The 13,205-nt window shown below is 40.5% G+C and carries 10 protein-coding genes and 1 pseudogene; 2 read left to right on the top strand and 9 right to left on the bottom strand.

The features are described 5' to 3' along the window. Positions 1-125: 125 nt before the first annotated feature. Positions 126-1,103, bottom strand: coding sequence for an IS481 family transposase (locus tag KZC02_RS29955; RefSeq protein ID WP_221392024.1), 978 nt, complete (start codon positions 1,101-1,103; stop codon positions 126-128). Positions 1,104-2,212: 1,109 nt separating this feature from the next. Here KZC02_RS29955 and KZC02_RS29950 point away from each other — a divergent pair. Both KZC02_RS29950 and KZC02_RS29945 read left to right on the top strand, forming a co-directional pair. After that, a complete protein-coding gene (locus tag KZC02_RS29950; protein WP_221392023.1) occupies positions 2,213-4,444 on the top strand; it encodes an FG-GAP-like repeat-containing protein in 2,232 nt (743 codons plus the stop codon). 173 nt (positions 4,445-4,617) lie between these two features. Beyond that, positions 4,618-8,952, top strand: a complete 4,335-nt coding sequence (locus tag KZC02_RS29945) for an RHS repeat-associated core domain-containing protein (RefSeq protein ID WP_221392022.1) — start codon at positions 4,618-4,620, stop codon at positions 8,950-8,952. 340 nt (positions 8,953-9,292) lie between these two features. On the opposite strand, the gene KZC02_RS33505 is transcribed toward KZC02_RS29945, so the two are convergent. The 8 genes and pseudogenes from KZC02_RS33505 to KZC02_RS29910 form a co-directional block, all read right to left on the bottom strand. Continuing rightward, complete coding sequence (locus KZC02_RS33505) at positions 9,293-9,433, bottom strand: integrase core domain-containing protein (protein WP_221392021.1); 141 nt, start codon at positions 9,431-9,433, stop codon at positions 9,293-9,295. Then, positions 9,421-9,636 carry an integrase core domain-containing protein gene (locus KZC02_RS33500; protein WP_409014275.1) on the bottom strand — a complete coding sequence of 72 codons (216 nt, stop codon included), beginning with the start codon at positions 9,634-9,636 and terminating at the stop codon, positions 9,421-9,423. Before KZC02_RS33500 ends, KZC02_RS33505 begins: the two co-directional genes overlap by 13 nt. Positions 9,637-9,653: 17 nt before the next feature. Then, positions 9,654-10,109 (bottom strand): IS3 family transposase, encoded by a 456-nt coding sequence (locus tag KZC02_RS29930; RefSeq protein WP_221392020.1) that lies wholly within the window; start codon positions 10,107-10,109, stop codon positions 9,654-9,656. Between the two features lie 17 nt (positions 10,110-10,126). Continuing rightward, complete coding sequence (locus tag KZC02_RS29925) at positions 10,127-10,393, bottom strand: transposase (protein WP_221392019.1); 267 nt, start codon at positions 10,391-10,393, stop codon at positions 10,127-10,129. Between the two features lie 108 nt (positions 10,394-10,501). Then, positions 10,502-11,906, bottom strand: a pseudogene (locus KZC02_RS29920) (IS3 family transposase). A 48-nt stretch (positions 11,907-11,954) separates the two neighbouring features. After that, entirely contained in the window at positions 11,955-12,380 is a 426-nt protein-coding gene (locus KZC02_RS29915) for a hypothetical protein (protein WP_221392018.1), read from the bottom strand. 18 nt (positions 12,381-12,398) lie between these two features. Further along, the gene (locus KZC02_RS32715; protein ID WP_255637127.1) at positions 12,399-12,524 is read right to left on the bottom strand and encodes a hypothetical protein; all 126 of its coding nucleotides are present in this window, start codon (positions 12,522-12,524) and stop codon (positions 12,399-12,401) included. A 44-nt stretch (positions 12,525-12,568) separates the two neighbouring features. Continuing rightward, positions 12,569-13,204 carry a tetratricopeptide repeat-containing protein gene (locus tag KZC02_RS29910; protein ID WP_310590462.1) on the bottom strand — a complete coding sequence of 212 codons (636 nt, stop codon included), beginning with the start codon at positions 13,202-13,204 and terminating at the stop codon, positions 12,569-12,571. Between the last annotated feature and the right edge of the window lies 1 nt (position 13,205).

The following is a 13,205-nucleotide window of genomic DNA, read 5'->3' as shown; positions in this document are numbered from 1 at the left end:
ACATAAAAACATGTCATACAACAAAAAATTATAAAAGTGTTGATTATCAAATCTTTATAATTAAATATGATGTAGTGGTTCTACAGTTCCGCTACACTTAACTAGCTTGGAAAAGTAGGACAAAACTACGTTTTTTTCTGGTGGCCGTATTTATTCATTTTTTTGTCACGCCAATAAGCCTGTTCTCGGATTCTCTCTTTTGTTGGATCATATTCTTTTTCAACCTCATCCCAAAATGGCGCTTTAGCGGAATGTTCAATGGCTACTTCAATCGGTGTTTTTCCATTCAAGCTACTGTGGGGACGGAAGTAATTATAGTAGAATTGCCATTCAGCAAGTTTATCTTTAAGGTCTGGGTCGTTCAGGTCAACAGTTCTGTAAAACTCCTGAAGGTCAGTCTGCTGACTTCTCTCTACTTTTCCATTCAGATGCGGAGATCGCGGCTTAATAGGCCTAAATTTGATGCAGTATTCCATCAATCTTTCCTGGAACGCAACTGCAAAGAATTCCTGGCCCCGGTCAGTTTGGATGCGCTGAACGGGATAGTGAAATTCTTCAATCAGCTTGTCCAGAAAGTCAATCGAATTAGCAGCTGAGCGTCGTTTATAAAGATTTAGCACCCTCAGCCGCGTACAGTCATCAATAGCAGTGTATTGATACAACCCAGCCTTGATCTTGCAAACATCTAATTGCACGCGTTCACCTGGGATCAGCTTTGCATACCTAATTGGCGGATTATTTTTCCTATATCGACGAATAGGTTTTATAGCGTGTTTTTTTAGTATTCGTGCTATGGTAGAAGTAGATATTTTCAGTTCGTGGTGTCTTAACAAGTGAGAGCAAATTCTTAGCTTTCCATAGTTAAACTCATTTCGAATTTTAAGCACAAGTGTCTCTTGCTCAGTATCAAACTTTTGACAACCTAACCGCTTTGGGCGATGTGAGCGGTCAACAAGCTTCTCTTCGTCCTGCCTTTTAAGCCAGCGCTGTAAAGTAGATCTGGCAATACCACATTTGCGAGCGGTTACTGAGATATTTCCCAATTGCTTGTAAAGCGCTACCCACTTCTGTCGGGCTTCAATCTTTAAATTTTCAATGGCCATAATAAGGTGGTTGGATTAGAAACACCTCATTTTTTCTCGCAACCTCTCCGGATTTGTGAGAGAGGATTGCGAGAAAAAATGATCATTAATTTAAAGAATTGATCGCAATACAAAAAATTGAATATAACTTTTTAGAGAAATCAAAGGAAACTGTAAGTGTAGCGAATGTTATGAACCATCACAAATATGAAATTATTTTAGGGCAATTCCCTGTTTGATTATCAGCTTCTGACGTGATTTGCTGACTCTGTGGTTTTTAACAAGGCGATTAGCCAGAACCATCCCTGCTTGATGGCCTTTGTAATAGATTTGTAAGAATCACCTCCCATGCTGCTAAAACAAGAAGACACCGCTTTTGTTTACAGATACAATAAGATTGCCAGCGCAGCCTTCTAAAAAATGCATCAGGTTATTTTAATTTACAGGAGAATATTTCAGCAAAATTGAAAACGCTTTATGATGTATAAAGGCTCGAATGGATCATCCCCGCTAAACACTGTAAATATTTTGAAATTTAAAACAAATGAGAAATTATTTGGACTTTTATGTGATTTAATATTATCTTTATACGTGTAAATCATTTTCCACGGGTTGCCTTACGACGCATTATCTTACTGATATAGCACGTTAAACTTCTTCATACACATTTTAATTTCATCGATAATAATTGTTAGTTAATAGAAAAGTATCAAAAATTTTGATTTACGTTATCTGTTACCAAGAACAATTTTATCCGGATTGAAGCATGTTTAAATTTGAACTTTAAGTTCATCAATAAGCCCTCCCCAGTTTGCAACGTTCAAAAAAAGATGTGCATCATCCCTATAATTGATCCTGTAACAAAATTTGGCTAAGGATTTCACTACTTACGACTGTAAAGCTACGTGTTGAGCGTACTTTCAGGTTTTGCATCAGGAACCATTCAGTTAAAAACATTCTAATTGATCTGGGTTATGGATCGTGCTCCTTAATGAAGGAAATCGCTTTCCTTCTTAACCTTATGTGCAACATTTGTTGCTGATCTTCTTTAAAATATAGGCAACAGCTTATATACTTAGCTGCTTGATCTTGACACTGCTTTTATTGTAAGATTATAAACTATAGGTCTTATGATACACAACTATTCACAACATCACTTTTTACGGGGCATTAATTTGTCAAAGAAGGTTTGGGCTTTTCAGCTTATGCTGATTGCAGGAATCATCCATTCATATGCTCAAGACACTTGCTTAATAAGCAAGTCGGCTCCCATAATTCATTCATTGGGTACTGGTGATTATTGCTATGCAATCGTTACAGGTGATCTCAATACCGATAACAATCCGGATTTAGTTGTAACCCAAACTCAGGGTTCTATTAGTGCATTATTAGGAAATGGTAAAGGAGGATTTACACCTGAAATGACTTACAAAAGTGGAGGTGGTTTTCCTTCTTCGCTGCTCATCAATAATGATTTCAACGCAGATGATGAACTGGATGTAGCTGTTGCAAATAGTAATTCCAATACGATCGGTATACTATTAGGTAATGGCAAAGGAGGTTTTGCACCCGTAACTGCTTATGAAACCGGAGGCGATTTTCCTGCTTCGATGGTCAGTGGTGATTTTAATGGGGATCATAAAAGAGACGTAATTGTTTTGAATGTTCAGAGTGGAACGATTGGGGTACTTCTAGGCAAAGGTGATGGCAGTTTTTCAAAGGCTAATATTTATGCATGCGGTGAAGGCTCTCAGACCTCAATAACGACTGGCGATTTTAATAATGATGACAAATTGGATATAGCTGTCACAAATGGCGATTATCCCTTCAGTTCTATCGGAATATTGCAGGGGAACGGCAAGGGCAGCTTTGCAGAGGCGATTACTTACCCAGGAGGCGAAGGCTTTCAGATGTCCATAACAACAGGAGACTTCAATAACGATGGCCAATTAGATTTGGCTGTCAGTAACGGTGATTATCCAATCAGCAATATTAGTGTACTAGCGGGAAGAGGAGATGGCAGTTTTGGTAAAGCCGTGACTTACCCAAGCGGCATGGGATTACCAGCTTCAATTATCACAGGTGACTTAAACAGCGATAGTAAATTGGATATCGCTGTTAGTAATGGTGGTCATACATTGGGAAGTATTGCCGTACTTCCTGGAAACGGAGATGGCAGTTTTGCAGAGCCTAGAGTCTTAAATATTAGTGGTATTTTTCCTACTTCTGTAATCCAGGGGGATTTTAACAAGGATAAAAAGCAAGATCTGGCTTTTTCAAATTTTTACAGTAATGAAGTTGCTGTGCTTTTAGATTCTTGCCCATCGGATCAGGCTTCCATCCAAAGTTTCACATTGATTGATGCTGACAGTGATAAGGATATCATGCAGTTAAAGGAGGGTGATGTGATTGATCTGTCCGCTCTTTCCTCGCTGAATCTGACTGTCCGGGCCAACTCTGCCCCGTCTGTTGTAGGCAGTGTGGTCTTTCAGCTGAGCGGGCCACTGACACGGAACCATACAGAGAACACAGCCCCTTATTCCTTGTTTGCCAATAATAAGCAGGATTACAATGGATGGACGCCGGCTAATGGCAACTATACGCTGACTGCTACTCCATATAGTGCTTCACAGGGCAATGCAGAAGCAGGCACGCCCCGTACAATCCATTTCAGCGTTACCGGCGCAGTGGTCAGTAGCCTCATACTGGTGAATGCAGAAACCGATCAGGCCATCCAAACTTTACAGAATGGAGATGTGATCGACCTATCCGTTCTGCCCACTGCCAAGATCAACATTCGGGCAGTAACACATCCCGATACAGTGGGCAGTGTGGAGTTTAACATGAACAACCGGCTGGTGGTATGGGAGAACGAGGTTCCATATGTTATTGGTGGTGACATTAATGGAGACTATAGAGCCTGGACACTTCCTACGGGCTATCACAGATTAACTGTTACGCCTTGTGACGGCAAATATGGCCAGGGTAAGAAAGGAAAGCCTTACAGCTTAAATTTCACCGTGGCAGACCGGTCACCTGCTGCAAGAACCAACGCTGCATTCCAGCAGCAGTCTATTGCCGGGGAGCTTTCTGAAAATGCAGGAGAAAGTCTCAGTGCTGCACCTAATCCTTTTACGGGTCAGACCACCATCAGATTTTCAATACTAAAAACCGGTCATACGACCCTGGGGGTCTATGATATCAGCGGCAGAGAAGTGGAACGATTGTATCAGGGCGAGCTCGAAGCCGGGAAACGGTATAAGGCCTCCTTTGAAAGTAAGCAGCTGCCGGCAGGTATGTATATACTAAGGCTGCACTCAAGTAATAATGCACAGACTAGTAAAATGGTGTTGTTACGCTGATTGCTGATAGAAGGGAATTTGAACACCTTCTGATTCCCTTCTATCAGCAATCAGCCAAAAACAGTTAGCCGCTGTGTCCCACAACGTGATAAGTTCAAGATTTACAATAGCGCTTATCAAAAAATAATCAATAACAATCTGTATCCATACTATTAAAAACAAAATGGGAAGATATGAAAAAGCTTTTTACCTTTTCCGGAAGAACAACGAAAAAGTTAAGGAAGTTTGTTCTTCATTTGACTTGTATTCACTTTTGTATACTCATTGTATTACTAAACGGTCTGCTTAATACGGCACATTCCCAAACAAATCTTCCTATTAACATCGATTTTGAGACACCACCTTTGGGCAGCGAGCCAAATAAGCTAATTAGTCCCTATACAGATGCGGTTTCGGGGGTAACTTTTACCACAGTGTCGGCCAATCCAACCATCGGACTTGTAAAGAACAGTGAAGCTTATGTATGTTTAGCTCCTTCCAATGATGATCAAAAGTTCGCTACGGGAGCACCTGGGTTACCGGAAACAATCGGGCATCCCACGTCACAGGAGCAGATAAAGGCTACTTTTCCTATGCCAACAGGTCCTGTGACGATTTCCGTTGATTTTCAGTCAATGGGTAAAATGCCAGTCCGTTTAAGACTATATGATGCCTTCGGTAAACAGGTAACATCTGTAAGAGCGTATACTCCGGTTTCCGATATACGATGCAGCTCGTTTCGTCCATTCACTTCCAGTAAAACTTTAACAGCCAGTGGGCAAGATGTGGCTTATGCGGTAATGGATTTGGACTCGACCGCATTCGAAGGTGTTTTCCCCTTTGTCATTGATAATTTTACTGTGAAAGCAGCCTTACGCCCTATTGAAACAACGTTTGGCCCGCCTAGTCGCTCTAACCCGTCGGCCTTTGTGGCAGACCCGGTCAATACAGCTACCGGCAACTACTTTCTTCAAAGAACCGATTTTTCGCTTGCCGGTCGTGGAATGCCTGTTGTGTTTATGCGCACTTACAATTCCCAGGACACATCCTCCGGCCCCTTTGGCCATGGCTGGACATATTCATACAATATAAGCCTTTCACAGACCGCAGACAGTTTAATCACCATTAGGCATACTAGCGGTGAGACAGAATATTACAGACAGGCTGCTAATGGGACCTATACATCTTTATACCCTGGCATATTTAGTACACTGACAAAAAAACCGGATCTGAGCTATACGCTTACTGAAACAAATCAGACGCGTTACCATTTTGCAAGCAGTGGAAAACTCATAAGTATAGAAGACAGAAATGGCAATAAGCTGAGTTTTCAATATGATATGGCCGGCAGCCTCATTACTATTTCTGGTTCTACGGGTCTTATGTATCATTTGGATTATGATGATTCGGGGCACATTAAAAAAGTCACAGATCCTATTAGCAGGTCCATACACTATTTCTACGATTCAAATGGGGACCTGATTTCCAGCATTGATCCGAAGGGTGGGGAAACACACTATGTCTACCAGGAGCACAGGATGACACATATCGTTGATCCGCGCCAGAATTCCCTGGTTGAAAACACCTATGATTCAAACGGGAAAGTAATATCGCAGAAAAACGGGCGTGGGTTCATAACAAACTTTGCTTATGGTGTCCCGCAAGAAAATCAAACAAGCATCACCGACCCTCTTGGAAATACTTCAATTCATGAATACGATAGTCAGCTGCGTATTGTGAAGGAGATTGACCCGTATGGCTTTGTATTTTCAGTAGAATATGATAGCAGCAATAACCGAACTGCTATAACTGACATGAATGGAAATGTAAGTAGACTAAGCTATGACCAGCGAGGGAATGTCCTTTCCATGACAGACCCCATAGGAAATCAAACTTTTATAACTTATGACAGCACAAATAATCCAACTAGCCTAACGGATCCTATGGGTTTTATGGAAACACTGCAATATGATGAAAAAGGAAACCTGCAGCGATTACTGGATCCTCTTGGAAATGTTACCGAGTTTGAAAATAATGATTTTGGTGAAGCGATAAAGGTAAAGAACGCCCGGGGTTTTGTTAACCAACTCGGATACAATGAACATGGCCATGTAAACAAGGTCACCAATGCTCTTAATAAATCCATCACAAATACCTTTGACATCATAGGACGTCCTCTTGCATCAACGAACCAAAATGGTAACACAAGCACATTCGAATTTGATGCTAATAATAAACCGGTTAAAGCTGAGAATTCGCTGGGATATGCTACTTCTTTTAATTTCGATGAAAACGGAAACCTTGTTAGGGTGATTAATGCTAAGGGAAACAGCGTTTCTTATGAGTATGACGAGGTAGATAATTTAACAAAAGCTGTGGATGCTTTAGGCCATATAACCCAGTATACATTCGATCCAAATAATAACCTTAGTGCTGTAACAGATGCAAACGGAAATAAAACAACTTACTCGTATGATGCCCTGAACCGGTTAGTATCGGTCACAGAACCACTTGGGAATAAAAAATCCTTTACATATGACCGGGCAAATAATATTACTGCTGTAAACAATCCGGATGGTAAGCAAATCTCTTTTACTTATGATAAGCATAATCAACTTGTTAGCATAACGCCCGAAGGAGAGGCAAAAATAGCATTTGAGTATGATGCCAACGGAAACAGAACGAGAATGGTGGATCAACGGGGTGATACCCAATATACTTATGATGCTTTGGGCCAAATCAAACAGGTAACTTACCCAGGCGGTAAGAAGGTGTCTTATACTTATGATGTAGTTGGAAACCCCGTATTACTCACTTACCCAGACGGAAAGACTGTCAAATACCAGTACGACGCGCTAAACCGTCTTGAACAGGTTACAAACTGGATGTCTGATGTAACCAGATATGAGTATGACGATGCAGATAACGTGACCGGAGTTCATTATCCCAATTCGACTTCGATGGCTTACCAGTATGATGCAGCAGAACGGCTCATAAAAGTATCAAATAAATGGCAGGACAAAAGTCTAGCTGAATTCACATACAAACTTGATGAGCTGGGTCTGCGCATACAGACTGAAGAAATTGATACTTTAAGCTTTAGGAACAGGACCGTTTATTATACATATGACGCCGTTTCTCAGTTGACCAAAGAAGAAGAGAAACGCCCATTTGGTCTTATAAATGGGACCATTTACCAATATGATCCGGTTGGAAATAGGAACAGAACCACAAAGTACTCAAGCAGTTCCTTTGGCAGCCAGCCTGAGAAAGAAGTTAATTACATTTATAATAATAACAATCAACTTTTAAAGGCAGGAAACACAGTATACGAATATGATGCAAACGGTAACCGTTCAAAAGAACTGATTCCTGGAACGAAAAGCATTGAGTATACGTACAATTTCCTAAATCGTATTACACAGATAGTAAAAGGAGGATCTGTACTGGTACAATATCAGTATGATGGAGAACAAAATAAAATTGAACAGACTTATAGTGCAGCAGATAACATAAAAACTATCCGGTTTGTAAACGATGTGATCTCTCCGCTGGCTGTTGTCTTGCAACAGGAAAGTGAAACAAACGGAAAGTTAAATATATCTTCTAACCATGTTTATGGCTTAGATTTGATCGGGGAAGGATATGTTACCAAGGATGAAGAATTTAACCCATTTCTTTTCTTTCATTCCGATGGGTTAGGAAGCACCGTTGCACTTACAACTGAGAAAGGAACACCACAAGGCTTGTTTCAATATGATGCTTTCGGAAATACAGAAAAAAAGCTTGCCTATGCCAATAACCGTTTCCTGTATGCCGGAGAAGAGTTAGATCCTAAGACTTCGTTATATTATATGCGTGCAAGATGGTATGATCCAAAAGTAGGAAGATTCCTTACAAAAGATCCCTTAGCAGGCTCGAGTCTGAACCCTCTTAGTTTTAATGCTTATACTTACGCTCTCAATAATCCGGTAAATTTTATTGATCCATCAGGAGAATTGTCAATTGGTGGGGCGATTAAAAGTGTAGGTAAAGGAGTTGCAAAAGGAGCTTCAGCAGCCTACAAAGGCGCAAAAGCTGCTGGTTCTGCGGTTGCATCGACTGCTGCATCAATTGCCCCGGATGCTGGTATTTTGGCAGCGAAACTAGGCGTCACAGCCCTTACTTTCGCTATTTCACCAGGAACCAGCTCTCTTGGTCTGTTAGTAGGGACTGCTGGATGGCTTACTAATCCCAAACTATCGGACATTAACATTGGATGGGGAGCTATTGAATTCTCTAATAATCCGGCAGTAAGATGGATGCCAGGAAGTAGGGGAGCTATAACTATCGGAGGCGTAATTCTGTATAAAGGTACGCCAACTGCCAGACAGCGAGCAAATGAGTATGACCACATCTGGCAAGCTCGCTTCTTTGGAGACGCATATATACCTGCCCATCTTGCTATAGGGGGTACAGTTGGTTGTTTTGTGGCCAAAATTGGTGGAAATGCAATCCGTTGGAGCCTGAAAGTCACAGGCATCCATTAACAACGGTTTCAAAATAGCCGCAGACCTTCAATTCCAAATGACGTGAATGAGTTAAGACTTGACTTGTCGGACAGGCATGAAGTAGTCAGCACTAAATTTTCCAGCATGCCTCGAACATATTTTAGTGGACAGGTAGTAGTTCTAATACTATTAATGTACTACTAAATTATATAGTTGTGGGATGTTAGCAATTGGCAAGTGATGCTTATATTTTAAGATTAGTATTAGCTAATATATGTAGTTCTCTAAACTTGTGTTAATCAATAAAAGGTATTTGTGTAAGTGTATGCTTCCCCTTCTTAGTACAGTGATTTGTTGGACTTTAGTAATTGAATTTTAATTAAATTTCTTTTTCCCCTTTGTGTTCGCTTTCCAATATCAGCCTCTTTTGATTTGGAGTCATCCTGTTTAGTGATCTGTGCGGGTGGTTATTGTTGTAATCGTACATCCAATTATCAGATATAATCCTTAACTGTTCCAATGAATCAAAAAATAAGCATCAAGAACATCTTCACGATATGTTCTGTTCAGGCGTTCGTTAAATCCATTTTGCATGGGTTTCCCCGGTTGGATAAATTTTTGTTCGATCTGTTCTTTCTCACACCATTTAGCTAATTTCTTACTAATAAACTCCGGCCCGTTGTCTGTTCTAATTGATTTTGGTAATCCTCTTTCTGATTTCAGATGATCCAGTACTTCTATTACTTTTTGAGAACAAATTGAATAATCGCATGTGCTGCTAAAATTTCTCTGGTTGAATCGTCAATTATGTTCAGAACTCGAACACGACGACCAGTGCTAAGTGCATCACTAACGAAATCCATGCTCCATGTATCATTTAGCGCTTTAGCTTCAATTAATGGCTGTTTAGGCCTGGTCAAAAGACGTTTTTTACGTCTCCGTCTGAGTTTTAAATTCATTTTACGATAAATCCGCAGAACCCGTTTTCTATTCCAACCTAGGCCTTCATTTCGAAAATAGCCATAATACCAGTCAAAACCTCTGGTCGGATAAGTTTCCGACAATTCGTTAAGTTTATCAATAACTGCACTATCGTCTTTAACAGCTTTATAATAATAAACGCTTCGACTCAGGTTTAATACTTTGCAAGCCCGTTCAATGCTAAACCCTTCTCCAGAAATTTCTGTTGCAATCAATCGCTTTTGAACAGGCTTTAGAGCTTTTTTTCGATAATCTTCTTAGCGAGTCTGTGATCCAGTGCAAGCTCAGCATACATGTGCTTTAACCGGCGATTTTCTTCCTTGAGAGCTTTCAATTCAGACAGTTCCGAAGCTCCCATGCCGTTGTACTTTTTTCGCCAATTATAAAGTGTAGCCTTTGATATCCCATGTTCTCTGGCAATTTCTAGCGCAGGTTTGCCAGTATCTAAATCCTTCAGGATCTTGACAATTTGTGTTTCGGTAAATTTTGTCCCTTTCATAACAGTTTAAAATTAGAAAATTTGTCTAAAATTTTACTGTCCTATTTTTAGGGAAGCTTGTATGTCTTCAAACCAACTTGGACAAATGCTTAGAGAGTATTTTCCGCTTTATAAAACTATTAATTTTTGATTTAAATACTGATTTTTTCTTTGTTTCAAAGTTTGCTTTTTAATTTCCTCTCTTCTTTTTAAGATCGCATCACCTCTTCCAAAATAGACATCTGCGGGTGTGAGATTATTCAGGGACTCATGATAACGCTGGTTGTTATAGCGATCGACAAATTCACTTAGTGCCTCCCGCAGCTCATCCGGATGATAGAAATTGTTGAGCTTGACCATTCCATGGCGGCCACATTATTTCATCGTTCTGTGGTATCGCTCGATTTTGCCTTGCGTCTGAGGATGAGCCGGGCGACCATGAACTTGCTGCATTTTAACCGTGTTTTTCAGATAGTCACCCAGCTCGCCGGATATGTAACAAGCTCCGTTATCAGAGAGCAGTTTCGGCTTGGCTTTACTTTTAATCCTGGCCTTCTTTACTGCCTGATCAATGGTTCTTTTCACATCATCAGCCTTCATACTGCTGCACAGCTCCCAATGAATGATATACCTGCTATAATCGTCCAGAACCGTGCTCAAGCGGTTCGCCGCCCGATAATAATACCCCCCAACCCACTATTTTAAAATATGTGAAATCGGTTTGCCACATTTGATGTACAAAGGATGTTTTGTCTTTAAATTCATCAGATGCAGAAATTAAAATATGGCTTGGAGCAGTGATCAGTCCCCGCTGCTTCAATATACGATAAACGCTTGATTCAGAAATAAATATCTGTTGCTCATCGGTGATGTAATGGGCTAGTTCACGGGCTGACAGGTCCACTTTGTTAAGTGCTACTTCAACAACCAGGTCCTTCTGCTGCTGGGGTATACTGTTCCATTGTCTTCCAGAAGCTTTTTCCTTATCCAAAAGCCCATCGTATCCCTGATCAAGATAGCTGTTGTACCATTTGTAAAACGTGCTTCTGGCTATCCCAAACTCTTGCAACGTCTTTTTTACACCCAACTCTGAACGGGTCACAGTCTGGATGATTTCGTACTTCTCCGATGCAGATAATCTCATAAACTTTTTATATTTATGGGTTAGTCCAGCATGTTCAAACTTTTTTTTACAATATCATACCTCAGGACCAGGTCGGCGACCATCTCCTTGAGCCGCGTATTTTCTTTGCGTAGTTCAGCTACTTCATCTGTGGTAGCCTCTCTTGTTACGTCTCCCTGGAGCCGCTTTTTGCCAGCTTCAAGAAATTCATTATCGCTTCGGCGGGCCGATCCATTTGTAGAATTGAGATTCGTTGATACTGTATTTTCGGCACAATTCAGCGATGGGTAATTCGGCCCGAAGGGCTTCCATCACAATCAGAATCTTTTGTTCTGCGGTGAAGATACGTCTGGTCTTAAGACGAATGTCTTTAATGTAATTTTCCGGAGTTGATTTTTTTGTGTTTCCCATAATATTAAAGTTAAGAACTCAAGGGGAAAACACTCTCTTAGTTTTTAGTTAAAATTGTCCACTTTTTGCTGACGATTTACAAGCAAATGTGCGGTCAAAGCCAATGTCAAAGGGTAAAGGAAAGTGAGAAGAAGCAATGATCGGTATCGTAGTAAAGGGTCTGACCGCATAACGCATCCCCAATTCATAGTAAGCATTTGGGTTGGCATTGGTTAAATCGGCAATGCAGAACTCACAGAGAATGATTTTCTCATACATCGTCTTATGAATCGAGCCGAAGGTGGTTTCTTCCCGCTCAATTAACGGTTCCATGCCGGCTTTAATAATTGCCGGTTTAATCAATTCTTCATAAATTTTATCAAAGTCAATTTTCTGGATTGGTTCATCCACCTTTTTAGCCTCAAATTTTGCCTGAAGATCCTTGATATTTGGTTTTTTATCAAAAGAAGTTATTACAAAACAATAAGTCTTCATATGAAAGTATATCTAACTTTAATCGCGCTGCATACCCGCAATATTTTCAAACTCAGGATCGTCAAAGGTCTCCACACCGATCAATTGCGCGTATTTGTTTCGGATTGGAAAGCTTTCGTTTCGAAGTTCAACAGTCACTTCCATAACATATAATTAATTTTACTTTTTAACCGCTTTAAAGGTTTAGTTTAATTGGTAATACCTTCTTGCCCACTGGTTAGGTTAGTGTCGACACTGCCTCCTTCCAGCAAAACCTTACACTTTTCAATCATTTTTATAATCTTATTTTCACCTACAAAACCGTATAAATCAATTAAAATATCCAGATGCTCTAACGTCCCAAGACGGTTACCCTGGTGTCCTGCGAAATGCCATATTTTCTGGTAAAGCCTGGACATTTTATCAAATTCTTCCTGAGAATAGTGTAAAAGCAGTTGGCAAAACCTGATATCCGCTTCGGCCACAAAATCCCAGAAGTTTTTCTTTCCCTGGGACCTGACAGGCCTTGCAGCCAACGCAGATTCCAGCAACTTAGTCCAATCGCCCGATTTATCAACCGGGCTTTCGTCATTTTGGTCGGCAATTGTTTCTTTCGGTTTGCCCTTTTTTCCTGTTTTTTTTAAGGATATTGCGTGATCAATCGCAATCCAGTTCGTGATAGGATAATATTTGTCTTTTGCAGGTGAAAGATTATCCGCTTTCTTGTAGGCATCCGAGGCCTCCAGGTAAGCATTTTCTTTTGCGGTATCTTTGCTAAGCAAACCCAACCGCTTGTAAGTGCTGCCCAAAATGTTGTAACGTTCGGCGGTTTCGCCGAATTTGATA

Origin of the sequence: Dyadobacter sp. NIV53 (genome assembly GCF_019711195.1) — a bacterium.
Classification (GTDB): Bacteria; Bacteroidota; Bacteroidia; order Cytophagales; family Spirosomataceae; genus Dyadobacter.
Note: the sequence above shows the minus strand (reverse complement) of the source record. Positions and strands in the feature narration are given on the sequence as shown.

Coding starts and splice junctions, on each gene's coding strand:
- KZC02_RS29915 (WP_221392018.1), bottom strand. CDS start 12,380: ATGAAGACTTATTGTTTTGTAATAACTTCTTTTGATAAAAAACCAAAT.
- KZC02_RS29950 (WP_221392023.1), top strand. CDS start 2,213: ATGATACACAACTATTCACAACATCACTTTTTACGGGGCATTAATTTG.
- KZC02_RS29925 (WP_221392019.1), bottom strand. CDS start 10,393: ATGAAAGGGACAAAATTTACCGAAACACAAATTGTCAAGATCCTGAAG.
- KZC02_RS29955 (WP_221392024.1), bottom strand. CDS start 1,103: ATGGCCATTGAAAATTTAAAGATTGAAGCCCGACAGAAGTGGGTAGCG.
- KZC02_RS32715 (WP_255637127.1), bottom strand. CDS start 12,524: ATGGAAGTGACTGTTGAACTTCGAAACGAAAGCTTTCCAATCCGAAAC.
- KZC02_RS29945 (WP_221392022.1), top strand. CDS start 4,618: ATGAAAAAGCTTTTTACCTTTTCCGGAAGAACAACGAAAAAGTTAAGG.